At 62.6% G+C, this 24607-nt stretch carries 23 protein-coding genes; 10 read left to right on the top strand and 13 right to left on the bottom strand.

From position 1 onward, the window contains the following. Window positions 1-6 precede the first annotated feature (6 nt). From NKJ81_RS22410 to NKJ81_RS22390, 5 genes are all read right to left on the bottom strand, one after another. Entirely contained in the window at window positions 7-1146 is a 1140-nt protein-coding gene (locus NKJ81_RS22410) for an ABC transporter ATP-binding protein (RefSeq protein WP_023677452.1), read from the bottom strand. Between the two features lie 73 nt (window positions 1147-1219). Further along, the gene (locus tag NKJ81_RS22405) at window positions 1220-2317 is read right to left on the bottom strand and encodes a polyamine ABC transporter substrate-binding protein (protein WP_352472707.1); all 1098 of its coding nucleotides are present in this window, start codon (window positions 2315-2317) and stop codon (window positions 1220-1222) included. Between the two features lie 352 nt (window positions 2318-2669). Beyond that, on the bottom strand, window positions 2670-3623 hold the full coding sequence (locus NKJ81_RS22400; protein WP_352541763.1) for a DMT family transporter: 954 nt from the start codon (window positions 3621-3623) through the stop codon (window positions 2670-2672). Between the two features lie 182 nt (window positions 3624-3805). Beyond that, the gene (locus NKJ81_RS22395) at window positions 3806-4705 is read right to left on the bottom strand and encodes a DUF2167 domain-containing protein (RefSeq protein ID WP_352541762.1); all 900 of its coding nucleotides are present in this window, start codon (window positions 4703-4705) and stop codon (window positions 3806-3808) included. Window positions 4706-4901: 196 nt separating this feature from the next. Then, window positions 4902-6353 carry a helix-turn-helix domain-containing protein gene (locus NKJ81_RS22390; RefSeq protein ID WP_352472710.1) on the bottom strand — a complete coding sequence of 484 codons (1452 nt, stop codon included), beginning with the start codon at window positions 6351-6353 and terminating at the stop codon, window positions 4902-4904. 238 nt (window positions 6354-6591) lie between these two features. Here NKJ81_RS22390 and aceA point away from each other — a divergent pair, with 238 nt between their 5' ends. Both aceA and NKJ81_RS22380 read left to right on the top strand, forming a co-directional pair. Beyond that, window positions 6592-7881, top strand: a complete 1290-nt coding sequence (aceA, locus tag NKJ81_RS22385) for an isocitrate lyase (RefSeq protein WP_352541761.1) — start codon at window positions 6592-6594, stop codon at window positions 7879-7881. 78 nt (window positions 7882-7959) lie between these two features. Continuing rightward, window positions 7960-8202 (top strand): SMc00767 family acetate metabolism repressor, encoded by a 243-nt coding sequence (locus NKJ81_RS22380; RefSeq protein ID WP_023719402.1) that lies wholly within the window; start codon window positions 7960-7962, stop codon window positions 8200-8202. A gap of 65 nt (window positions 8203-8267) precedes the next feature. On the opposite strand, the gene NKJ81_RS22375 is transcribed toward NKJ81_RS22380, so the two are convergent. Further along, window positions 8268-8729, bottom strand: coding sequence for a RidA family protein (locus tag NKJ81_RS22375; RefSeq protein ID WP_352541760.1), 462 nt, complete (start codon window positions 8727-8729; stop codon window positions 8268-8270). Between the two features lie 431 nt (window positions 8730-9160). Here NKJ81_RS22375 and NKJ81_RS22370 point away from each other — a divergent pair, with 431 nt between their 5' ends. Then, entirely contained in the window at window positions 9161-9550 is a 390-nt protein-coding gene (locus NKJ81_RS22370; RefSeq protein WP_352502068.1) for an ANTAR domain-containing protein, read from the top strand. Window positions 9551-9582: 32 nt separating this feature from the next. Here NKJ81_RS22370 and NKJ81_RS22365 read toward each other — a convergent pair whose 3' ends face one another. Next, on the bottom strand, window positions 9583-10299 hold the full coding sequence (locus tag NKJ81_RS22365) for an HAD family hydrolase (RefSeq protein ID WP_352541759.1): 717 nt from the start codon (window positions 10297-10299) through the stop codon (window positions 9583-9585). Window positions 10300-10468: 169 nt separating this feature from the next. Between NKJ81_RS22365 and NKJ81_RS22360 the strand changes: the two genes are divergently transcribed. The 4 genes from NKJ81_RS22360 to NKJ81_RS22345 all read left to right on the top strand — a co-directional run bounded on the left by NKJ81_RS22360 (window position 10469) and on the right by NKJ81_RS22345 (window position 14749). Further along, entirely contained in the window at window positions 10469-11902 is a 1434-nt protein-coding gene (locus NKJ81_RS22360; protein ID WP_352457076.1) for a glutamine synthetase family protein, read from the top strand. Between the two features lie 58 nt (window positions 11903-11960). After that, window positions 11961-12329 carry a four helix bundle protein gene (locus tag NKJ81_RS22355; protein ID WP_352502066.1) on the top strand — a complete coding sequence of 123 codons (369 nt, stop codon included), beginning with the start codon at window positions 11961-11963 and terminating at the stop codon, window positions 12327-12329. 73 nt (window positions 12330-12402) lie between these two features. Continuing rightward, the gene (locus NKJ81_RS22350) at window positions 12403-13689 is read left to right on the top strand and encodes an NAD(P)/FAD-dependent oxidoreductase (protein ID WP_352541758.1); all 1287 of its coding nucleotides are present in this window, start codon (window positions 12403-12405) and stop codon (window positions 13687-13689) included. Between the two features lie 259 nt (window positions 13690-13948). Beyond that, window positions 13949-14749, top strand: a complete 801-nt coding sequence (locus NKJ81_RS22345; protein WP_352541757.1) for an SH3 domain-containing protein — start codon at window positions 13949-13951, stop codon at window positions 14747-14749. Window positions 14750-14812: 63 nt separating this feature from the next. On the opposite strand, the gene NKJ81_RS22340 is transcribed toward NKJ81_RS22345, so the two are convergent. After that, window positions 14813-15559 carry an SDR family oxidoreductase gene (locus NKJ81_RS22340; protein WP_352541756.1) on the bottom strand — a complete coding sequence of 249 codons (747 nt, stop codon included), beginning with the start codon at window positions 15557-15559 and terminating at the stop codon, window positions 14813-14815. Window positions 15560-15831: 272 nt separating this feature from the next. Between NKJ81_RS22340 and zwf the strand changes: the two genes are divergently transcribed. The 3 genes from zwf (at window position 15832) to edd (ending at window position 19893) form a co-directional block, all read left to right on the top strand. Then, window positions 15832-17301 carry a glucose-6-phosphate dehydrogenase gene (gene zwf, locus NKJ81_RS22335; RefSeq protein WP_352472717.1) on the top strand — a complete coding sequence of 490 codons (1470 nt, stop codon included), beginning with the start codon at window positions 15832-15834 and terminating at the stop codon, window positions 17299-17301. Next, window positions 17283-17996, top strand: coding sequence for a 6-phosphogluconolactonase (gene pgl / locus NKJ81_RS22330; RefSeq protein WP_352541755.1), 714 nt, complete (start codon window positions 17283-17285; stop codon window positions 17994-17996). Before zwf ends, pgl begins: the two co-directional genes overlap by 19 nt. Window positions 17997-18069: 73 nt before the next feature. Beyond that, window positions 18070-19893 (top strand): phosphogluconate dehydratase, encoded by a 1824-nt coding sequence (gene edd, locus NKJ81_RS22325; RefSeq protein WP_352541754.1) that lies wholly within the window; start codon window positions 18070-18072, stop codon window positions 19891-19893. Window positions 19894-19941: 48 nt separating this feature from the next. On the opposite strand, the gene NKJ81_RS22320 is transcribed toward edd, so the two are convergent. The 5 genes from NKJ81_RS22320 to NKJ81_RS22300 all read right to left on the bottom strand — a co-directional run bounded on the left by NKJ81_RS22320 (window position 19942) and on the right by NKJ81_RS22300 (window position 24570). Further along, entirely contained in the window at window positions 19942-21609 is a 1668-nt protein-coding gene (locus tag NKJ81_RS22320) for a vWA domain-containing protein (protein WP_352541753.1), read from the bottom strand. 109 nt (window positions 21610-21718) lie between these two features. Further along, a complete protein-coding gene (locus NKJ81_RS22315) occupies window positions 21719-22717 on the bottom strand; it encodes a GlxA family transcriptional regulator (protein ID WP_352541752.1) in 999 nt (332 codons plus the stop codon). Window positions 22718-22733: 16 nt separating this feature from the next. Next, entirely contained in the window at window positions 22734-23633 is a 900-nt protein-coding gene (folD, locus tag NKJ81_RS22310; RefSeq protein WP_352541751.1) for a bifunctional methylenetetrahydrofolate dehydrogenase/methenyltetrahydrofolate cyclohydrolase FolD, read from the bottom strand. A 37-nt stretch (window positions 23634-23670) separates the two neighbouring features. Next, the gene (locus NKJ81_RS22305) at window positions 23671-23805 is read right to left on the bottom strand and encodes a hypothetical protein (protein WP_023677431.1); all 135 of its coding nucleotides are present in this window, start codon (window positions 23803-23805) and stop codon (window positions 23671-23673) included. 36 nt (window positions 23806-23841) lie between these two features. After that, entirely contained in the window at window positions 23842-24570 is a 729-nt protein-coding gene (locus NKJ81_RS22300) for a hypothetical protein (protein ID WP_352541750.1), read from the bottom strand. Window positions 24571-24607 lie beyond the last annotated feature (37 nt).

The raw sequence follows: 24607 nt of genomic DNA, 5'->3' as shown, positions 1-24607 counted from the left end.
CAGTCCCTACCGTGTCAGGACGACGCCGGCGTCGGGGCGGAAAGAAACCCAGGCGCGGTCGTTCCAGGTCAATGGGTCCTCGGTGAGGCGTGCCGCGTTCATGGTGCTCGCCCGCACCACCTGACCGTCGTCCAGCCTGACGTGATAGACGGTCATGTCGCCGAGATAGGCTATGTCGTAGACCTCGCCTTCGATGGCGTTGACGGCACCGGCCGGCTTCGTGGAGGACACCTTGATCTTCTCCGGCCTGATGGCGAAGGTGACGGATGTTCCGGCGGCGGCACTGCCGGCATTTTCGGTCCGGATGGTGATGCCGTTGCCGGCATCGATGCTCGCGCTGCCGGCCTCGCCAGCCGCGATCTTGCCGTCGAACATATTCACATTGCCGACGAAGCCGGCGACGAAGCGGGAACCCGGCGCTTCGTAGACCTCGGCCGGCGTCGCCACCTGCATCACCTCGCCCTTGTCGATGATGGCGATGCGGTCGGCCATCGTCATCGCCTCTTCCTGATCATGGGTGACGACGACGAAGGTGAGGCCGAGGTTCTGCTGCAGGTCCATCAGCTCGAACTGGGTCTCCTCGCGCAGCTTCTTGTCCAGCGCGCCAAGCGGCTCGTCGAGCAGCAGGACTTTCGGCCGCTTTGCCACCGAGCGCGCGAGTGCGACGCGCTGGCGCTGGCCGCCCGACAATTGGTGCGGTTTGCGCTTGGCGAACTGCTCGAGCTTGACCAGCTTCAGCATCTCGGCGACGCGCTTGTCGATGTCGGCCTTGGCCATGCCTTCCTGCTTGAGGCCGAAGGCGATATTGTTCTCGACCGTCATGTGCGGAAACAAGGCGTAGGACTGGAACATCATGTTGACCGGCCGCCGGTAGGGCGGAATGCCGCGCAGATCCTGGCCGTCGAGCAGGATGCGGCCGGCGGTCGGCTCCTCGAAGCCCGCAAGCATCCTGAGCAGTGTCGATTTCCCGCAGCCTGAGGCCCCCAGCAAGGCAAAGAATTCGCGTTCGAAAATGGTCAGCGACAGGTTGTTGACCGCTGTGAACTCACCGAATTTCTTGGTGACGTTGTCGAACTGGATGTATGGCTTGGCGTTCGGATCGTTCCATGGCGCAAAATCCCTGCGGATGCTGCCAAGCGATTTCATGTCCCACTCCGTCCTGCTGCTTGCCCCATGAGAAAGCGGCTCCGGCAACGGCTGCCGGAGCCTGGTCAGATTGCTATTGGCCGGTGACGATCTTGGTCCAGGTGCGGGTGATGATGCGCTGGGTCTTGGGATCGTAAGGCGATACGGTGTAGAGCTTCTGCAAGGTGGCTGCATCCGGATAGATCGCCGGATCTTCCAGGATCGCCTTGTCGATGAACTGCTGCGAAGCCTTGTTGCCGTTGGCATAGAGCACATAGTTCGACGATTTGGCGATCACTTCGGGCTTCATCATGTAGTTCAGGAACTCATGCGCTTCGGCGACATGCGCTGCACCGGCCGGGATCGCCATCTGGTCGAACCACATCTGGGCACCTTCCTTCGGCACCGAGTAGCCGATCTCGACACCCTGCTTGGCTTCGTCCGCGCGGTTGCGGGCCTGGAAGACGTCACCCGACCAGCCGACCGCCAGGCAGATGTCGCCATTGGCCAGGGCGTTGATGTATTCGGAGGAGTGGAACTTGCGGATATAGGGCCGGACCTTCAGCAAGGTTTCTTCGGCCTTGGCAATCTCATCGGGCGACGTGCTGTTCGGATCGAGGCCCAGATATTTCAGTGCCGCCGGTATGATGTCGGCCGGCGAATCCAGTACATAGACGCCGCAGTCCTTCAATTTGGCCAGGCTTTCGGGATTGAAGAACACGTCCCAGCTGTCGATCTTGTCGGTGCCGAGCGCTGCCTGCACCTTCTTGATGTTGTAGCCGATGCCGACCGTACCCCACATGTAGTTGATCGAATATTCGTTGCCGGGATCATATTTGGCGGTCCGTTCCATGACAGTGTCCCACATATTTGAAATGTTCGGCAGTTTCGACTTGTCGAGCTTCTGGAACACACCCGCCTGGATCTGGCGTGCAAGGAAATTGCCGCTGGGCACGACGACATCGTAGCCGCTGCCGCCGGCGAGCAGTTTCGTTTCCAGGATCTCGTTGGAATCGAAAGTGTCGTAGACGACCTTGATGCCGGTTTCCTTGGTGAAGTCGTCGATGATCGAACTGTCGATATAGTCCGACCAGTTGAAGACGTTGACGACGCGATCCTCGGCATGCGCGCCAAAGGTAAAAACTGCCAGAAACGCCGAAGTCGCCGAAAGCCAGAGCGCTTTGCGGGTCATGCTATTCTCCTTTGATGAGTGTTCCGTCGCCAGCTCGTCGCGGCGTCCGCGCGGCTGGGCATTTGCTTCAAGGTATTGGGCTTGCAGGCAGGCGACAAGCGCGAATTGCCGGCGCCATTATGGTTCGGCGGCGAGCCGACAGCGAAGACCTGGCGTGGCGTTGGTGGTGTTCCGACGCCGTCGGAAGCTTTCGCTACGGCGCGGGCAGGGAGACGACGATATTGTCCGGCCTCAATGCGGCCGGCATGGAGACTTGGCAAGATACGCCTGTCTTGTTGTTGCCGTGATCGCAGCCTGCCCGCGCGGCTGCGACGTTGTCAATGGTTCATCTCGCTTTGACGCGCGCACTGCATCAATTAGGTGACGGCACACCGATGACGCCCGCTCGCGCGGGCCGCGTCTGGCGCTTGAACTCGAGCCCGATATGGACGAGGAGCGCGGTGACGACGACGGCACCGCCGACGATGGTACGCGCCGACGGCACCTCGGAATGAATGAGCCAGACCCAGATCGGGCCAAGGATCGGTTCGAACGTGCCGAGCAGCGCCGCCACAGCGGCCGGAACAAGCCGGGCACCGGTGGCGAAGAAGGCGAGACCGAGTCCCAGATTGATCACGCCAAAGGCAAAGAGGAAGCCCATATCGTGGCTGGAGACGCCCAGCGCCGACGCCTGCGATGCCGCAAAGGCGGCCGCCAGCATCGTGCCGAGGCAGGTCGCCGGCGTCATGCGCACATGGGCAAAGCGGCGCGTGATGACGGTGGCGATCGAGAACATGACAGCGATGAGCAGCGCCAGCCCGTCGCCGATCGGCGACACCGCGCCATCGAGCGATTCCGACACCATGATGGCGACGCCGGCAATGACGGCGGCGATCGCCACCCAGGTCGCCACCGCCACCCGTTCGCGAAACAGCGCCCAGGCAAACAGCGCCGCCAGAAGCGGCACGCCGGCCTGCATCAACAGGATGTTGGCGACGGTGGTATAGGCAAGCGCCACGACGAAAGAGGTCGACGCCGTGGCGAAGCAGAACGCCACCGCAAGGCCGGCCAGGCCCATGCCGCGAAACAGCTTCAGCGTGCCACGCCAGCCATCGCGCCAGACCATGAAGCAGAGCAGGAAGGCGGCGGCCCAGACCGAGCGCCAGAACACCACCGTCCAGCTGTCGGCGTTGTCGATGAAGCGCGCAATGCTGCCGCCGAAGCTCCACATCAACGCCGACAGGAATACCAGCAGGAAGCCGACGCGTTCGCCTTGCGGCGACACGATCGGCGAAGCGGCAACCGGAGATGATGCGGTATCGGTCATGGGTATGACTGTCGGCGAATTCGGAGCAGCACGATGTGCAATGGACGACAGAGACGTGCCTCATTCGCGTAACGCAAAGCAGAAGGCCGGGCGTGATCCAGTTCGATGTTCCGTTTGGCGCACTGATGAGGGCGCCTCGCCCCTCGCCCGGCGATGATCCGAGGCGACTTGTCGATGATGCGTTACGAGGTGCTCTTGTTGCCGCGGATAAAACGCCAGAGACCGGCCAGCGGAACCAGCAGGAGCAGGCCAAACTTTTTCAGCGCGATCAGCGCCACGACCAGAAAACCTGCTTTCGCCGCCAGCTTGCCGGCAATCAGGCCACCGACGCCAATCGCCGCAACCGTATCGACGCCCGGCACGAAATCGGCGTATGTCTTGCCGGTATTGAAGTCCGCGAGGCCAAGCACCTCATCCAGGCTTTGCCTTATCTCCGGCAATTGTTCCACCGTCGCGATATAGCTCATCACGAAGACGCCCTCCCTGCCAAGGAAACGGACGTCGTAGTTGAGCGTATGGGCGACATCGTTGCCAAATTGCAGCTCCTTGGCCCAGTGCAGGCGCTTGTGGGCCGCGTCATAAACCGGCGGCGACGCCCAGCCGATCAGCGTAATGGGCGCATAGCCATCCTTTACCCTCTGATCGTTGCCGGACAGAGTGTCTGACTGCATGTTGCGCAGCAGTTCATTGTAATCGATGGACGCGGCGTCGCTGTCGTCGACGTAACCGATCTTTTCCCAGCGCAGCTCTATCCCCCAATTGTTGTCGGCAATGGGATCATGGGAGACTGGAAAGATCATGCCGAGGGCATCGGAACCAGAGTCGGGCGGATTGCCCCAGGCTTCGGTGAGGACGGAGAGCGTGTCCTTCTTGTCCAGAAAATAGAACTTGTCCTTGAGGTCGAGATGGATGCCTTCGGCAAGATTTATCGCGCCGGTCTTCGGATCGATCTTGTCCAGGAACGCCTTGCCGGCATCATTGTAGTGTTGATAGGAATTGAAGAAATCCGAGGACTTTTCAGCCAATGCGGGATCGGCCAAAAACGCGAGCGCCAAGCCAAGCCAAAAAACTGTCCTGCCCATGATTGATCCCCCGACCGTTGCGCAGTTCTTTTTTTTGATACCGTACCGTCAATGCTGAATCAATATTCGGCTGAATCAATATTTTGGCTGAACCAATATTTTGGCCGGCAACCGCGAACCAGCTTACTGGTTGCCGCCGCAGGAACAGATGAGGTCCTTTGGTCGAAGATTCAGCCGCAATATTGCTGGAGCCGAATCACTGGAAATCGAACGCCGACAGTCCCGTGACCATCTCGTCGAGGCCGAGCGGACGTGTAACGGGTGGCTCGGCGCGGGCGAGGCAGCCGATGCGTTCGCACAGCCGGCAGGCAGGGCCGACCGGCGTCGCCAGCGCAGCGGCGCTCTGTCCGGTCTTGCCGATGGCGGCCGGCCCCGGCAATGCCGCTCCATAGACGACCTCGTCGCGAAAACCGATGTCGCAGCCGAGCAACAGCGCCGTGCGCCGCGGGCGCTCGGCAAACGAGCCCTGCGGCCCCTCGAGCGTGCGGGCAATGCAGAGAAACGCTGCGCCATCTGGCATTTCCACTGCCTCGACCAGGATCTGGCCGGGCTGAGCGAAGGCGGCATGGACCGGCAGCTTCGGACAGCCGCCGCCGAAGCGGCTTTGCGGAAAGCCGTGGCTGCCCGCCTTGCGGAAGCGATTGCCGGCATTGTCGACCTCGAGCATGAAGAACGGCACAGCCAGCGCACCCGGCCGCTGCAGGGTGGTCAGCCGGTTGGCCGCCTGCTCGAACGAAACGCCGAAGCGCGACCGCAACATGTCGATGTCATAGCGGGCGCGGACCGCCGCCGCGTGAAAAGGCTGATAGGGCATCATCAGCGCGTGCGCGGCATAGCGGCCGAGCTCGAAACGCGCCAGCCGGCGGGCTTCGTCGGTGGTCAGCTTCAGCACCTGGATCTCGGCGGCGACAGCGACGCTCATGCGGATCAGGCAGGCCTCCATCGCCACCTCGCGCAGTTGATCGAATGGCGACAGCCGCTCGGACAGGAACAGGCGCTGCGAGTGACGGTCATAGCGACGCCGCCAGTTGGGCATGGTGGCGACCGGCAGTACCTTGACGACGATGCCGAATTCACGCCGCAGCCAGGCCTTCAACGCACTGAACAGATCGTCGCCGGGATCGAGCACCGACGTGAATGCCTCGGCTTCCTCTTCGAGCGCGGCAAAATGGTTCGGCCGGCGTTCGAAAATCTCATGCACCTCGTCGATCGGCAGCCTGGCACCGGAGAGGGCGGTGGCCTTGCCCTCACGCGCGAGCAGCTCGTTGATATCCGACAATCGCTCGGCCTGCTCGCGATAGGCGCGAAACAGCTTTATGACGGCGGCGGAAGCATTTGGCGCCGCCTCGGCAAGCTCGATGAGTTCCTGGTCGCCCGGCAGTTCGCCGGCCAGCAACGGATCTGAAAACACTTCCTTCAAATCGGCGACCGACCCCCTCGCCTCGCCCTGCAATTCATGTGGGTCGACCTTGTAGACGGTTGCCAGTCTCAGGATCAGTTGCACCGTCAGCGGCCGCTGGTTGCGCTCGATGAGATTGAGATAGGACGGCGAGATGCCGAGCCCTTCGGCCATCGCCGTCTGGGTCAGCCCCTTGGCGTTGCGGATGCGACGAATGCGCGGCCCGGCAAAGATTTTGTGGTCGGCCAATCGAGTTTCCTTGACAGAAATTTACATCCGCTGATGGCATGGCTGTCTTTACAATCATGACAGATTTACAGCTCTCATCAGTCAAACACAACACAGGTTTTCCCTTATTTTATGACTGATCAGGAGGTTTACCTCGCTTGCGTCGTGCCGACGTGTAAATGGTGTCACACATATGGCGCACATATTTTCCCTCTGCGACGCCTTCCTAAACCGGCATCAAAACCGCCTGGAGTGATCAATGACCGACTTTTACAACCTCGTCCCGTCGGCGCCGCAAGGCCGCTTTGATGGCATCGAAAGGCCCTATTCGCCGGACGACGTGAAGCGGCTGCGCGGCTCGGTGCAGATCCGGCAGAGCCTCGCCGAAATGGGGGCAAACCGGCTGTGGCAGCTCATCCATGAAGAGGATTTCGTCAACGCGCTCGGTGCCATGTCGGGCAACCAGGCGATGCAGCAGGTGCGGGCCGGGCTGAAAGCGATCTATCTGTCAGGATGGCAGGTCGCCGCCGATGCCAACACCGCTTCCGCCATGTACCCGGACCAGTCGCTCTATCCCGCCAATGCCGCGCCCGAGCTGGTCAAGCGCATAAACCGCACCTTACAGCGCGCCGACCAGATCGAGACTTCGGAAGGCAACGGGCTGTCGGTCGACACCTGGTTCGCCCCGATCGTCGCCGACGCGGAAGCCGGCTTCGGCGGGCCGCTCAACGCCTTCGAGATCATGAAGGCGTTCATCGAGGCGGGTGCGGCCGGCGTCCATTACGAGGACCAGCTGGCTTCGGAGAAGAAATGCGGCCATCTCGGCGGCAAGGTACTGATCCCGACCGCCGCACACATCCGCAACCTCAACGCCGCGCGGCTTGCCGCCGACGTCATGGGCACGCCGACGCTGGTCGTGGCGCGCACCGACGCTGAAGCGGCAAAGCTCTTGACCTCCGACATCGACGAACGCGACCGGCCCTTCGTCGATTATGGCGCCGGCCGCACGGCGGAGGGCTTCTACCATGTCAGCAACGGCATCGAGCCCTGCATCGCCCGCGCCGTCGCCTATGCGCCCTATGCGGACCTGATCTGGTGCGAGACTTCCAAGCCCGATCTGGCGCAGGCCAGGACGTTTGCCGAAGGTGTGCGCAAGCACCATCCGGGCAAGCTGCTTGCCTATAATTGCTCGCCGTCTTTCAACTGGAAGAAGAATCTCGACGACGCGACGATTGCGAAATTCCAGAAGGAACTCGGCGCCATGGGTTACAAGTTCCAGTTCATTACGCTGGCCGGTTTCCACCAGCTCAATTTCGGCATGTTCGAGCTCGCCCGCGGCTACAAGGAGCGGCAGATGGCAGCCTATTCGGAACTGCAGGAGGCGGAATTCGCCGCGGAAGCCAATGGCTACACCGCCACCAAGCACCAGCGCGAGGTCGGCACCGGCTATTTCGACGCCGTCTCGATGGCGATCACCGGTGGCCAGTCTTCGACCACGGCCATGCATGGATCGACCGAGCACGCCCAATTCAGGCCGGCGGCGGAATAGCGGAACAGCAGACAAACAGAGGGAACGCCCAAGCGGGCATGGCAACACAACAGGCATGGCAACACAGGGAGAAGACCAATGGCATCGATAAGCCGCGTCAAGGAACGGGCCGAAGAGCAGGCCACCAGCATGAATGTCGACCAGCAGGCGACCATCCGCATGCTGGCGAACGATCTGCACAGGCTCAATCAGTCGGTGATGAAGGCGGTCGAGGCCGGCGTCTCGGTCGAGCTGGTGCGCTCGGCACGGCACCATGGCGGCGACGGCAACTGGGGCGATCTGCTGATCCCGGTTATCGTCACACAGCGGAGCCACGACTAATGAATTCTACCGCACCGCGCCTTTTTTGAACGCGGGCTATCGCACCTCGCAGGCAGCGGCCCTGCCTAATCCGGCAGAGCCGCTAGTGCAACGATTTCAATGACAAGATCAGGCTGCGCAAGCGCTGCAACGCCAATAATTTCCGAGGGCGGCGGGTTGTTGTAGCTGCAGTGCTTCGGGCAGTGCACCGCAAAGAATTCGTCCAAGACGTCCAGGCGAAAATTGGGAGAGCTCAAAACGCCGCCATCGGGAAATGGTCCCTTAACGAAGAAGGTCAGCCTGATCAGATGCTCGAGCGCACTGCCAAGCTCCTCCAGGTCTGATTTGATATTGGTGAGAATTGTGCGCCACTGTGCCGCTGCACCGCCAATGGCGCCGCCGCCGCTTTTGCCGATCGGATCGTAGTCCTCGGCGGTCGCGGTGTTTCCGGAAAGGTAGACAAACCCCTTCGCGCCGGTAACGACCGTACCCTTTCCCCATGGCATCAACCGGCCATTTTTGAATTTCTTGTGAGTCACGAGTTCCATTGTCATCTCCCGTCGATCAAAGAGACGTGTGTAGCCAACGAGGAAGGGTAGTCCGGCGAGGCGATGCGACAAGCTCGCGACAGACTTGCCTCGACTTCATCCAACCTTTCGTCAATCTGGCTATAGCTGTTAGTTGACGCGTTCGCGCTGCACAGCCAAACTTAGCTGAGCCTGCCCGTTTGTGGTGGCGACTTCTCCTTTCGAGCGGCGGCAAAGAAAAGCATTTAATTTTAATTTTAATGTTTCTTGCGATATTCTCCTGATACGCCATTTGAGCTTGACATGAGCAGTGATCTCACGCCAATTACCTCTCGAGTTTCAACCCTGCATTGAAACATTGAACAACGGCCTGCCCCGCCATGTGCCCTGCGAATCGCGACATCGAGACTGCAAAACAGCTGCCTTTCGTTAGCCGGGACGTGGAGACGCGGATGCTCCCGGATTTCTCGCGGGTGCTGGTGGTCGGAAAATCACCGATCAACCGGGTCGTGGTTTCAAAGATCGTCGAGCGGTCCGGCCTCAAACCGATCTCGGAAACTCCCGAAACCGCGGCAAAGGCCTTGCATGCGCTGATTCCCGGCACTGTCGTTCTCGACGGCGGTGCGGAGAATGGGGACTGCGACGCCTTGCTGTCGGGTATCGATGCACTGCGAAGGGCGTCAGGCAGATCGCTTCCGTCGGTGATCCTGCTTTCCGTCAAGACCGGCACGCCGGAGAGCCTGGGCCTGTCCAGCGTCATCGATGCAGTGGTCGTCAAGCCGATCACCACCGAACGGCTGCAGCCGGTGATCGACCGGCTGGTCGGGGTCGGCCGCACCTGACGCCTACCGCGATGCCTCGGCTGCAGACCTGATCAATCAATCTCGCCAATATGCTCGATCAAGCCCGGCAGTTCACCGAGATTGGCTATCTGGCGAAAGCGCGGTGCCGAGACCGGCGGCTCGACATGTTCCAGCACCCAGGTGAGCTCATGCGGAACGTGGATGCCCCAACTGCCGGCTTCGATGGCCGGCACGACGTCCGACTTGAGCGAGTTGCCGACCATCATGCCCTTTTCCGGGCCGTCGCCGTGGCGGCTGAAGATGCGGGTATAGGTGGCCGCGCTCTTGTCGCTGACGATCTCGACGGCATCAAACAGCTCGCCAAGGCCGGATTGCGCGAGCTTGCGTTCCTGGTCGAACAGGTCACCCTTGGTGATCAGCACCAGGCGGTAAGCGCCGGCCAGCTTTTCCACGGTCTCGCGCGCATGGGGAAGCGGCTCGATCGGATGGCTGAGCATCTCGCGGCCCGCGGCGAGAATTTCAGCAATGGTTGAGGCAGGCACCTGGCCTTCGGTGACCTCGATCGCCGTCTCGATCATCGACAGCGTAAATCCCTTGATGCCGAAGCCGTAGACCGCGAGGTTGCGCTTCTCGGCCTCCAGCAATCTTGCCGAAATCCGATCCTCCTCGGCGTGGTCGGCGAGCAGCGCGGAGAGGCGCTGCTCGGTCATGCGGAAGAACTGTTCGTTCTGCCACAGCGTGTCGTCGGCATCGAAGCCGATCGTTGTCAGTTTGCGGCTGTGTTGCATTCGACGTCTTCAATTGCGGCGTTGCGGGACGCCGACCCTAGACCAGGATGTTTTTATCCGGAAGTCGTTGTGTTTCCCCGGCTAGTCGAGGCGGACGCCAGCCGGCTCCCCTTCCCTTTCGTCGCCGGCAACGGCTATACTCCACAATCTGCAACAAATCTGGTGATTGATGCCGCCTGCAAAAAAGGAAGTCCGTCCGTCGAGCCGCGGAGGACGCGCCCGCACGCCTGCCTTCGTGAAAAACCAACGTGGCGTCAAGAACTGGAAGGAAGTCAGCGCCTGGCTGGAATGGCGCGGCATCGAAGATATCGAATGCATCACACCCGACCAGGCCGGGGTTGCGCGCGGCAAGATGATGCCATCGAAGAAGTTCACCTCCAACACCTCGCTGGCGCTGCCTTCGGCGGTGTTCATGACAACGATTTCCGGCGGCTATCCGGAGGACGGCAACGGCTTCCACTATCCGGAGGACGACGGCGACCTCAAGCTGATGCCTGACCTCTCGACGCTGACGGTGGTGCCGTGGGAGGAGGACCCTACTGCGGCGGTTATCTGCGACCTCGTCCACCAGGACGGCCGCTCGGTCGAGTTCACGCCGCGCAACGTGCTGAAGCGCGTGCTTGCCGCCTATGACAAGCGTGGGCTGAGGCCGGTCGTGGCACCCGAGATCGAGTTCTACCTGGTGCGCAAGAACCCCGATCCGGACTATCCGCTGACCCCGCCAGTAGGTCGATCGGGACGGCCGATCGGCGGCGGCGCCGGCTATTCGATCGCCGGGGTTAACGAATTCGACGAATTGATCGACGACATCTACCATTTCTCCGAAAGCCAGGGCCTGGAGATCGACACGCTGATCCACGAGGAGGGCGCCGGCCAGCTCGAAATCAATCTGCGTCACGGCGATCCGATCGAGCTCGCCGACCAGGTGTTCATGTTCAAGCGAACCATCCGCGAGGCGGCGCTCAAGCACGAGATCTACGCCACGTTTATGGCCAAGCCGATCCAAGGGCAGCCCGGTTCGGCCATGCATATCCATCAGTCGATCATCGACAAGAAGACCGGCAAGAACGTCTTTTCGGCGGAGGACGGCTCGGAGACCGAGGCCTTCTTCCACTTCATCGGCGGCATGCAGAAACATGTGCCCAACGCGCTGGTGATGTTTGCGCCCTATGTCAATTCCTACCGGCGGCTGACGCAGTCGGCCTCGGCGCCGGTCAACAACAAATGGGGCTACGACAACCGCACCACGGCCTTCCGCGTGCCCCGCTCCGACCCGGCGGCGCGGCGCGTCGAAAACCGCATCCCCTCCTCCGACGCCAACCCCTATCTGGCGCTGGCGGCATCGCTTGCCTGCGGACTGATCGGCATGACCAACAAGATCAAGGCCGAGCCGCCGGTTCTGACGACCGCCAACGAGGACCAGATCGACCTGCCGCGCAGCCTGCTCGAAGCCGTCGACCTGTTCGAGGCAGACGAAGAACTCGGCGCGCTGCTCGGCAAGTCATTTGCCGCCACCTATGCGGCGATCAAGCGAGCGGAATTCGAAACCTTCATGGAAGTGATCAGCCCGTGGGAGAGGGAGTATTTGCTGCTGAATGTGTAGTAGGGGAGTAGGGGAGTAGGGCAATATGGCAGTAGGGCAGTAGGGCAGTAGGGCAAGGATGACGGACAAGATCGCATCTTACAGGGATCTGATCGTTTGGCAGCAAGCCATGGACCTAACAGTTGCAATCTACCAGGTGACAAGGACTTGGCCGAAAGACGAGATCTACGGGCTGACGGGTCAGGTGCGTCGGGCAGCAACGTCGGTGCCCGCCAACATCGCCGAGGGTTACGGCCGAGAAAGCCGAGCTTCCTACCAGCAGTTTCTCAGGATCGCCCAGGGATCACTCAAGGAACTGGAGACACACCTTTTAATCGCGCAAAGGGTTGGAATTACCTCTCGCGAGGCGGTCGAGTCACTGATGCCCCACAGCGAGAGCGTAGGAAAGCTCTTGCGGCTTCTGATCCGCAAGCTGTCGGCTGAATAGACACCTACTGCCCTACTGCCCTACTGCCCTACTGCCCTACTGCCCTACTGCCCTACTCCCCTAGCCGAGCATCATGACTTACCAATCCCCAATCTCCCCCGGCCGCTCCTGGTACGAAGACACGGCCGGGCCAAGGCCCGAATATCCGGCGCTCGACGGCGACCGGACATGCGATGTGGTGATTGTCGGCGGCGGCTTTACCGGCCTGTCGGCGGCGGCTCATCTCGCCACGACAGGCGCGGATGTCGTGCTTATCGAAACGCATCGTTTCGGTGACGGCGCATCGGGCCGCAATGGTGGCCAGCTCGGCACCGGACAACGGGCCTGGGCAGAGGAACTGGAAGCGGAATACGGCTTTTCCCGCGCCAAGGCGCTGTTCGACCTTGCCGAAGAGGCCAAGGCGCATCTGCTCGACTTTGCCGCGATGCACCAGATCGAGATCGACTATATGCCCGGCCAGATGTCGGTGGCGCACAAGAAGCGCTATGTCGACGACTACAAGGCGCATGCCGAGATCATGGCAAACCGGTTCGGTTATCCGCACATCTCATTTATGGATGCCGCGGAGACTGCCGAGCGGCTCGGCTCGACGCATTATTTCGGCGGCACCCGCGACACCGGCACCGGCCATGTCCATCCGCTGAAGCTGGTGATCGGCACCGCGAAAGTCGCGGCAGAGGCCGGCGCAAGGCTTTTCGAGCAGACGCCGTCGACCGGCATCACCTCCGGCGGCGGCAAGGTCAGGGTTGTGACGCCGAAGGGCACGATCACCGCCGCTAAATGCCTGATCGGGGTCAACGCCTATGGCGGCACGCTCGAACCGGTGAGTGCCGCGCATATTATGCCGATCGGCTCCTTCATCGGCGCGACTATACCGCTGGGAGCCGATTCCAAAGTGTTGCCGGGTGGCGAGGCGGTCGACGATTCGCGCTTTGTCGTGCGCTATTTCCGCAAATCGAAGGATGGGCGGCTGCTGTTTGGCGGGCGCGAGATCTATGCGGTCAACGATCCCAAGGACATCCACATCCACATCCGCCGGCAGATTGCCGAGATCTATCCGGCACTGAAGGACGTCGAGATCACTCATGGCTGGGGCGGCTACGTCGGCATCACCGTGCCGAGAAAGCCGTTCGTGCGCGAAGTGATGCCCAATGTGACCTCGATCGGCGGTTATTCCGGCCACGGCGTCATGCTGTCGAACTTTTTCGGCAAGCTTTATGCCGAGACGGTCGCCGGCAACCGCGACCGGCTGAAGCTGATCGAGGACCTGAAAATTCCACCCTTCCCCGGCGGCCGGCGTTTGCGCGCGCCACTGCTCTTCCTTGCGCTCAACTGGTACGCGTTGCGGGACAGGATCTAACCAGACGTTGCAGAATCCTTAACCGGGGCGCAGAATTCCCGCCAAGGGCGCAGTGATGCCACAATCGCGGGCGAAAGATGATGCTCGTGGGCAGCTGAACGGGGAATTTTTGCGGGCCTGCCCGCTTTTGGTTTGGGACCGATGCCGATCGAAATGCCGGCTCTCCGGCATGGGTCGTAAGAACATCGGCCCGCAAATGGAGGTGGCAAGTGTGAGAGAGCCCTTCAGTTTCGGCGCGCCGGAACGACGGCGCCTTGCGATGCAATTCGGTTACGATATGCGGCCGACGTTCTGGCACGGGGTCCGGTCGAACGCGCATCTGGTGATAGCCGCGCTTGGCACGGTCGCACTGCTCGGCGTTGCCGCGGTGGCACTGTGGCTGGCATTGCCGGCAAATGAGCGACAAGCGGCCGCAAGTCCTGAGCAGATCGTTCCGACCATCCCGGTCAAGACGACGAAGATCATGCCTGCCAAGGTTGCTGCGCCGCCGCGGACGACGGGCAAGGCAGATGCGGTTTCCCCAGCGGTGGCCGCAGCGGAAGCCGAGATACCAGCGCTGGCTCCCAACGATCCGCGCTGGACAGGGCCAAAGACGGCATCGGCCGCCGCCACGGCAGCATCCGACCAGCTGGCAAGCCAGACCGAGCAGGCGACCGATAAATCGTCTGCTTCGGTGGCATTCGCCGACCCGGCAGCAAAACCCGACGCTGCGGCATTGTTTGCCAAAGTCGCGGCTCCCGGCAGCTCAACGAAAAACAGCGGGCCCGATGGCGCGCAGACCGCCGCCATCCCCACGCCCAAGCCGCAACTGCCGACGCAGACCGCGAGCGAAGACGACAACAGCACCAAGGCAAATTCCGGAAGAGCCAATACTGCCGGTACCGGACGCATCCTGAGATCCGTCACCATGCGCACCGGCCCAAAAAAGAATGCGGCCGCGATTCTCACCGTGCCGGCCAAGACCTCGGTGCAAGTGATGAGCTGCAAGCAATGGTGCCAGATCGTCTACAACGGCAAGCGCGGCTGGATTTACAAGAGCTACGTCAAAACCGGGGCGTAGGGCCGGCAGAGCGATTGCGGGTCGCTCGCCGTCAGCCAGTCCTCCGCCGGAGGCCCCGGCCGTTCAAATACAACGTCCGCCGTCGACTTCCAGCGCCACGCCAGTGATGAAAGCCGCTTCGTCCGAAGCAAGCCAAAGCGCGGCATTGGCTATGTCGAGCGGCGTCGAAAGCCGGCCGAGCGGGATCGACGCGCGGAACTTCTCGCGGATCTCGGGTGTGTCGGCGCCCATGAATTTCGCGAGCATGCCGGTCTCGCCGGCAACTGGGCAAAGGCAGTTGACGCGGATGTTCTTCGGCGCGAGTTCCACCGCCATCGATTTGGTCGCGGTGATCGCCCAGCCCTTCGAGGCGTTGTACCAGGTGAGGCCGGGCCGCGGTCTGATACCGGCCGTGGAGGCCGTCGTCAGGATGACGCCACCGCCTTGCCGTTCCATGACCGGCACCACTGCAAGCGCTGCGTGGTAGATCGCCTTCATGTTGACTGATGTGATCAGGTCGAAGGTCGCTTCGTCGACTTCCAGCATGTCACCGTTGCGATGGGTGTAACCCGCGTTGTTGACCATGATGTCGATGCGGCCGAAGGCGCTCATTGCGGCATTGACCATGTCGTCGAATTCGGACCGCAGCGAGACGTCGGTCTGGGTCCAGATCGCCTTTTCGCCGATCTCGCCGGCAACGCGCTCTGCGCCCTTGGCGTTCAGATCGGCGACGACTACCCGCGCGCCCTCCTCGGCAAAGCGCCTGGCCATGCCCTCGCCAAAGCCCGAGGCAGCGCCAGTGATGATTGCGACCTTATTTTTGAGGCGCATGCTTTTCTCACTCATCGTTGAAAGCGATCGATGACGCGTTTGGCCAGGCCATCGAAAGATGTGCGTCCATCGACGATTTCTCCTTTGGCTTTCGCTGCCATCCGGCTCTATGCTGCAACTGCGAAGGCTCCGGAAGCATCGCTTGCCGACAAGCCTCCGGCCAGCGCCGGTGTCAAGAGCACACGCGGATGTGACGCAATGGCACTGGCAAGTTTAAATCGATTAGATTATATCAGCCGCGTTATCGCGACCGGCGTCACAGCGGACAGACCATGACCAGCCAGATCATTCCCGTCGACCCTTTCGACTTCATCATTTTCGGCGGCACCGGCGACCTCTCGGAACGTAAGCTTCTGCCGTCGCTGTACCACCGGCAGCGCGACCACCAGTTTTCCGAGCCGACGCGCATCATCGGCACATCGCGTTCGAAGATGACCGACGAGGAATTCCAGTCGTTCGCCAGGCAGGCGATTGCCGATCATGTGAAACCGGAGGATATCGACGCCACGGAACTGAAGACGTTCCTCGCGCGGCTCTCCTATATCCCGGCAGATGCAACCACAGGTGCCGGCTTCGACAGGCTGAAGAAGGCGATCGGCGACAGCGAACACATCCGCGCTTTCTATCTGGCTGTGGCGCCGGCGCTGTTCGGCGACATCTCGCACAAGCTGAAGGAGCACGGGCTGATCACGCCGAATTCGCGCATCGTGCTGGAAAAGCCGATCGGCCGCGATCTCGCTTCGGCGCGCGCGCTCAACGACCTGGTCGGCGACGACTTCCATGAAAGCCAGATTTTCCGCATCGACCACTATCTCGGCAAGGAGACGGTCCAGAATTTGATGGCGCTGCGTTTTGCCAACGCGCTCTACGAGCCGCTTTGGAATTCCGCCAATGTCGATCATGTGCAGATCACCGTGGCCGAGACTGTCGGCCTGGAAGACCGCGTCACCTATTACGACAAGGCCGGCGCATTGCGCGACATGGTGCAGAACCACATGCTGCAGCTGCTCTGCCTGGTCGCGATGGAGGCGCCGTCGTCGATGGACGCCGATGCCGTCCGTGACGAAAAGCTGAAGGTGCTGCGGGCGCTGAAGCGCATCAACGGCAACGAAGCGCCGAAGCACACGGTGCGCGGGCAGTATCGTGCCGGCGCCTCGGCCGGCGGGCCGGTGAAAGGCTATGTCGAGGAACTCGGCAAGAACAGCAACACCGAGACTTTCGTTGCGCTCAAGGCCGAGATCGGCAACTGGCGCTGGGCGGGCGTGCCGTTCTACCTCCGAACCGGCAAGCGGCTGGCGACGCGCGTTTCGGAGATCGTCATCGAATTCAAGCCGATCCCGCATTCGATCTTCGGCGAGAGCGCCGGGCCGATCTCCGCCAACCAGCTGGTCATCAGGCTGCAGCCCGACGAGGGCGTAAAGCAGTTCATCATGATCAAGGATCCGGGGCCGGGCGGCATGCGGCTGCGCCAGATTCCGCTCGACATGAGTTTTGCGCAATCCTTCGACGGCCGCGCCCCCGATGCCTATGAGCGGCTGATCATGGACGTCATCCGTGGCAACCAGACGCTGTTCATGCGCCGCGACGAGGTCGAGGCGGCGTGGAAATGGATCGACCCGATCCAGGACGCCTGGGAAAGCGGCAGGCAAGAGGCGCAAGGCTACACCGCCGGCACATGGGGCCCCTCGGCCTCGATTGCGCTGATCGAACGCGACGGGCGGACATGGCACGAGAGCAATTAGGCGGCGCCTACAACTGGCACGAATTTGCCGGACGCCAGGAGTTGGCCACAGCGCTTGCCGGCCACGTCGCCGGCCGTCTGTCAAAGGCGATCGCCGAGCGCGGCACGGCGCTGCTTGCGGTCTCGGGCGGCACGACGCCGGCGAAATTCTTCGCGGCGCTTTCGACCGTTCCGATCGCCTGGGAAAAGGTGACGATAACATTGGTCGACGAGCGCTTCGTGCCGCCCTCATCGCCGCGCTCCAATGCCGGCCTGGTTGCCGCCAACCTGCTGCAGAACGCGGCCGCCGCCGCGAATTTCGTGCCGCTCTACCACGCCGCGGCAAGTATCGAGGGTGCAGCGGTCTCCGACAGCGAGGCGCTGCAAGTGCTGCCCTGGCCACTCGACGTCGTTGTGCTCGGCATGGGAACTGATGGCCACACCGCCTCGTTCTTTCCGGATGCCGAGAACCTGGCAAGATTGCTCGATCCGTCGTCGCAAAGGGTCGTGCTTCCGGTTCATGCGGCAAGCGCCGGCGAGCCACGGCTGACGCTGTCACTGGCGCGGATCATCAAAGCCGCCTTCATCGCGCTGCATATCGAGGGCGCGGAAAAACGCAGCGCATTCGAGGCCGCGCTTGGAACTGGAACACGAAAGCCCATTCGCGCCGTGCTCGATGCCACTCAAAAGCCCGTAGAGGTTTTCTGGGCACCCTGATCTCAACTTGGCTGCAGGTCCCGGCAACAGCCGGAAGGTGTTTGCGGGACCTCGCCTGAAAGGACCGACCGCCATGACCGCAAGACGCGATATCGAAGCCATCACCCAGCGCATCCGTGAGCGCTCCAAGCCCGGTCGCGAGGCCTATCTCGGCCGCATCGCCGAAGCCTCGAACCGCACCGCCAACCGGGCCGTGCTGTCCTGCGGCAACCTGGCCCATGGCTTTGCCGTCTGCAGCCCTTCCGAAAAGGTGGCGCTTGGCGGCGACCGGGTGCCGAATCTCGGCATTATCACCTCCTATAACGACATGCTGTCGGCGCATCAGCCTTTCGAGACGTTTCCGAGGCTGATCAAGGATGCGGCGCGCGAGGCCGGCGGCATCGCCCAGGTGGCCGGCGGCGTGCCGGCGATGTGCGACGGCGTCACCCAGGGCCAGCCCGGAATGGAGCTGTCGCTGTTCTCGCGCGACGTGATCGCCATGGCCGCGGCAATCGGCCTGTCGCACAACATGTTCGATGCCGCCGTCTATCTCGGCGTCTGCGACAAGATCGTGCCTGGACTGGTGATCGCGGCGCTGACCTTCGGCCATCTGCCGGCGGTCTTCATCCCGGCCGGGCCGATGACGACCGGCATTCCGAACGACGAAAAAGCCAAGATCCGCCAGCTCTATGCCGAGGGCAAGGCGGGACGGGCCGAACTGCTCGAAGCGGAATCAAAATCCTATCACGGGCCGGGAACCTGCACTTTCTACGGTACCGCCAATTCCAACCAGATGCTGATGGAGATCATGGGCCTGCACACGCCTGGCGCTTCCTTCGTCAATCCCGGCACGCCGTTGCGCGACGCACTGACCAGGGAGGCGACGAAGCGGGCGCTGGCGATCACCGCGCTCGGCAACGCCTACACGCCGGTCGGGCGGATGATCGACGAGCGCTCGATCGTCAACGGTATCGTCGGCCTGCACGCCACCGGCGGTTCGACCAACCACACCATCCACCTGATCGCCATGGCAGCGGCGGCCGGCATCGCCATTACCTGGCAGGATATTTCCGACATCTCGGAAGCCGTGCCTCTGCTGGCGCGAGTCTATCCGAACGGCCTTGCCGATGTGAACCACTTCCATGCTGCCGGCGGGCTCGGCTTCCTGATCCGCGAACTGCTCGACGCGGGCATCCTGCATGAGGATGTGCAGACGGTGTGGGGCGAAGGGCTGCGCCCCTACGCGGTCGAGGCCAGGCTCGGCGCCGACGGCGGCGTCGTGCGCGAGGCTTCGCCGCGCGAGAGCGGGGACGAGAAGGTGCTGGCGCCGTTCAAGAAGGCGTTCCAGCCGAGCGGCGGTCTGAAAGTGCTTTCGGGCAATCTCGGCCACGCCGTCATCAAGACATCGGCGGTCAAGCCGGAGCGGCGCATCATCGAGGCGCCGGCCAAGGTGTTCGACAGCCAGCAAGGCCTGAACGAGGCGTTCACGGCGGGGTCGCTGACCGGCGACTTCATCGCCGTCATTCGGTTCCAGGGTCCGAAGGCCAACGGCATGCCGGAATTGCACAGGCTGACCACCGTGCTCGGCATCCTGCAGGACCGCGGCCAGCATGTGGCGCTGGTCACCGACGGCCGCATGTCGGGCGCTTCAGGCAAGGTGCCGGCGGCGATCCACGTGACGCCGGAAGCGGCGGAGGACGGGCCTATCGCCAGGATCCATGACGGCGATATCATCAGGCTCGACGCCGAGGCCGGGACGCTGGAGGTACTGGTGCCAGCCGGCGATTTCGCACTGCGCCGCCCCGCGGACAGCGACCTCATAGGCAATGAATTCGGCTTCGGCCGCGAGCTTTTCGCCGGGTTCCGGCAGTTGGTGGGACGCGCCGACCATGGCGCCAGCGCCTTCGGTACGGCATGATTTTTTCGGCAATAGGGAAGAGCGGCTAATGGCTGCTCTCCACTGGATCTATTGAACCGTCAGTTCGGCTCGCGCGCCGGCCCTGACCGTTACCGTGCCTTCCTTCGAGCTGTTGTCCGATTTCTCCGAAACCACCGCGTAGTCACCGGCCGACAGGGTGGCTTGATACTTCTGATCATAGGCGTAGCCGACCGACTTGCGGGTTCCGTCGATGGCCTTCCTGGCCTCGAATATCTCGATCTTCGAGGCTCCTGGCGCGGTTATCGTCAGCATGCCGGCGTTCATCGCGATCTTCAGATCCTGATGGTCGCCAACCTTGACGCTGAACGGCTGCTCGGCCACCGCAAGGTCGACCGTCGCGACCATTACATAATCGTCGGGCGGCAGATCGAACTTGCTGTCCGGACCGTAGGCATAAGTCACCTCCTGCCTGGTTCCGTCGACGTTCTTTTTCGCCTGGAGCACTTTGAAGCCGATGCCCGAACCCTCGGCCTTGTCGCCGCCGGCATCATAATAGGCGTTGGCGACGACACGCCCGACGCCGACGATGATGTCCTTGTCGATGACCCTGCCGGCGGCAAGCGGGATCGTCTCGATAACCATGCCCTGGCCGATCGTGACCGTCACCTTCTGGTCACCGGCCGGCAGCACGACTTTCGTGTCACCGTAATAGGTCGGCGGGGTGTCGACGCCGGGATAGCCGATTACGACAGCCGCGCCGTCATCAACGTCCGCTCCTTCGCTCGGCCTGGGGTGGATGACCAGCGTGCCGGCATTCAAGTTGAAGTGCGGTTTGGCGACCTGGCCAGGCTCTATTGTGATCTTCTGTTCGGCCCTGGCCTCGCCGGCACGCGCGACGACGATATAGTCGCCCGGCTCCAGATTGCCTCTGTAGGTGCCATATTCGGTGGTGACGGGATCGCCGCGCGTGCCGTCGGAATTCGCCTTGTAGATCTCCCAGGCATTGCCGTCGGTGACGGGATCGCCACCCTCGGCAAGCACGACGGTGGGCACGAAATTGGACTCCGCCGGCTGAGCGGGCGCCGGCTGGGGAGCAGGCTGCGGGGCGGGAGTCGGTTCAGGGGCGGGTGGCGGAGGCGCGACGGTCTCGACGAGGGCGTCCTGCAATGCCTTTTCATCCGACGCTTCGATATATTTGCCGCCGGTATTGTCGGCGAGGCAACCGATCTGCTTGCCTTCGGCCGCCGTCAGGCCGAAGCCGACGACATTGACGGTGAAGTCGACGCCAGCAGCCTCCAGTTCCTTGCCGAGTGCACAGGGATCGCCGTTGCATGTCTCGATGCCATCGGTGATGAGCACGACCGTCGCCTTGTCCTCGGTGTATTTCAATGCTTCCGCCGCTTGCTTGACCGCGGCGGTCAACGGCGTCTTGCCCTGAAATTTCAAGCTGTCGGCCGCGGCTGAGATCGCACTTGCCGAGCCTGCCTGCGGTGGCACGATGAGTTCGATGTCGTCGCAACTGGCCTTCTCGCGATGGCCATAGGCCATGAAGCCTATTTCCTCCTCGGCCGGGACCGATTGCAGCACGTTCCGCAGCGATTGACGGGCGATTTCGAGCTTGGGCTTGCCGTCGATCTGCGCCCACATCGAGCCGGAGGCATCGAGAATGACGATGACGCGATCGGCGGCGAAGCCGAACCCTGTCGTCCACAGCAACAGGGCCGCCGCAGCGACGCTCTGCACAAATCCCGTCATCAAAAATCCCCCCGTCAGCCGCCGCCGCTCGGCGCCGGAAAGCTATTTGACGCTGCGTCGCGACACAAGCCCGGGTGGAGTACGAAGCTGCGCCACCTCTGTGCAACCCTCAATAGGTCGTGCGGCGTTCCTCGGAAGGCGGCCGGCCGAATTGGAGCCGATAGCTCTGGGCAAAATAGGAATGCGAGGTGAAGCCGGTGGCGATCGCCACGTCGAGGATCGGCATGTTGGTCTGGCGCAGCAGTTCGCGCGCCCGCTCGAGTCTAAGCCGCATATAGTAGCGCCCGGGCGTCACACTGAGATGGCGCAGGAACAGGCGCTCGACCTGGCGCACCGACAGGCCCGCCGACTTGGCGAGCTGCACCGCCGACAGCGGCTCGTCGAGATGGTCGGCCATCAGCTCGACGATGCGGCGCAGCTTCTCCGACTTGCCGGTCAGGTCGCGTTCCGGGCCGACGCGCTGGCGGTCCCCGGCCGAGCGGATGCGCTCATGCTGGAACTGGTTGGCGACGCCATTGGCGAGGCTAGAGCCGAAGTCACCGCGCACGATCTCCAGCATCAGGTCGATCGATGTGGTGCCGCCGGCGCAGGTGTAGCGCCTGCGGTCGATCTCGAAGACGTTGCCGGTGCAGTTGATGTCCGGAAAGCGTTCGAGGAAGCCGGCGCGGTTTTCCCAATGGATGGTGCAGCGATAGCCATCGAGCTGGCCTGCTTCGGCAAGCAAATAGGAGCCGACCGAAAGCGCGCCGAGCGCATTGCCGCGCCGGCCCCAACTGCGCAGCGCTGCCAGCACCTTGCTCTTGCCGGGAAATTCCGTCGTCAGCCCGACCGAGACGAACAGGATATCGACCGGCGGCAGATCGGCAACCGCGTAGTCGATCTTGAGCGGCAGGCCGTTGGACGCCATGACGGCGTCGCCGTCGGCCGACACCGTAGTCCAGCCATAGAAATCGCGGCCGAGCAGCCGGTTCGCCGACCGGAACGTGTCGATTGCCGCGGCCAGCGAGAACATGGAGAACTTGTCGACCAACAGAAACCCGAACTGCCGCCCGCCCTGAACGGGATCATTGGTGACCGGCCGTTCTAAGGGAACAGTGAGGTTCGGCAAGGACGCTGCTTTCTGGTCAGAAGGAAGGCCGTTTCAATCCGGCTGCGAGATAGGCGGAAGCTAGCGTGTTGGCCATCAGCATGGCAATGGTCATCGGTCCGACGCCGCCAGGCACCGGCGTGATGGCGCCGGCCGTGTTCGCCGCCTCGGCATAGGCGACGTCGCCGACGAGACGCGTCTTGCCTTCGCCCTTTTCAGGTGCGGCGATGCGGTTGATGCCGACATCGACGACGGTGGCGCCAGGCTTGACCCAGTCGCCGCGGACCATTTCAGGCCGGCCGACGGCTGCAACCAGAATATCGGCGGTGCGGGCAAGCGCCGGCAGGTCCCTGGTCCGGCTGTGTGCGATGGTGACGGTGCAGTTGGCGGCAAGCAGAAGATTGGCCATCGGTTTGCCGACGATGTTCGAACGCCCGACGACGACCGCATTGAGACCGGACAGGTCCTTGCCGCGCACGCGTTCGATCAGCAGCATCGAGCCGGCCGGCGTGCAAGGCACGAAGGCGGTCTCGAGTTCGCCGGTGCCGAGCTTGCCGACATTGATGAAGTGGAAGCCGTCGACATCCTTCTCCGGCGCGATGGTCTGGATGATCTTGCCGGAATCGATATGGCCGGGAAGCGGAAGCTGCACGAGGATGCCGTTGATGGCCGGATCGGCGTTGAGCTGGCCGATGATCTTCAACAGGTCCGGCTCGGAGGTTTCGGCCGGCAGCGTGTGCTGAACCGAATGGAAGCCGCATTCCTTGGCGGTGCGGGATTTGGAGGCGACATAGACCTGGCTCGCCGGATCCTCACCGACGATGACCACGGCGAGACCGGGCTGCCGTCCGCCCTTTTCCGCCAGCTCGGCGGTCAGGGCCTTGACCCGCCGCACCACGTCTTCGGCGACGCTTTTTCCGTCAATCAACTCAGCCATGAACCACCCTCGACGCCGATCGCGTAAGCCTGCCGCGTTAAAACATCCATGCGGCGCGCTCCAGATATCTTTTATGCAGGCCGTTGCCCAGAACCATGCGCTGCGGGCGGACATGCAGCGCGGCATTTTCACGAAAATCGAGCCGGGCAATCCCGTCAATGCGCCGTCCCATGCCGTTAACTCGAAATCGGCATGTTTTATTCGACGCTCAGAAATAGCGGCGGCGCGCGCGGTTTTCGGTGAGCTCGCGAACGACCTCGCGGAATTCGCGCAGGCTGGCGCGGATTTCCTCGATCTGGCTTTGCTGATCGGCGGCTTCCGAGGCCTGATTTGCCTTCCTCGACCGGGCCTGAGTATAGGTCGGATGCGGCGGCGCGGGTTGCTGCGGATAAGGTGCCTGTCCGGCATAGAGCGGCTGTGGAGGGAAGGCGGGCGGCATGGCTGCGCCGGAATTTGTGGCGGCAGAAGTCTCGCCGGACGCCACCTCCTCCGGCGCGCTACCGGGCATGAGCCTGCGCAGCGCCGACAACACGGCACCGATCGGCCCTGGGCGCGCGACCTCGACCGGCGAAGCGGGAGGCGGCGCTGCCCGGTATGCTGCGTGATCGGCGGAACCGGCATCGGGGCCGCCAAGGGGGCCAGCGGGGTCGAAAAACCCATCGGCCGCTGCAGCCTCTTCCATCAGTATGGTGCCGGCCTTTGGCTCATCAGGATCGGGCTGGCTTATGCCGGCGGCTGCCAACAGGATCGGACTGGCACACGCTTCGCGGCGCGAGCGGGCAAGACGATGGCGTGTGGCGGCATCCTCGCGCCATGACGGGCCTTCGCGGTCCTCTAGCGAAACCAGCGATGCTTCGTCCTCGCCGCGCACCGCCTCGACGAGCGACAGCAAGGACTGCTGGTTCCTCCAGTGTTCACGATTTTTCCTATAAGCCATGGTTCTGGAGCCTTCCCCTCGGGCTGGGGCGTAGCGA

Origin of the sequence: Mesorhizobium sp. M0018 (assembly GCF_040323955.1) — a bacterium.
In the GTDB taxonomy this organism is placed as follows: domain Bacteria; phylum Pseudomonadota; class Alphaproteobacteria; order Rhizobiales; family Rhizobiaceae; genus Mesorhizobium.
The sequence above is the reverse complement of the archived record's forward strand: the minus strand, read 5'-3'. Positions and strand labels throughout refer to the sequence as shown.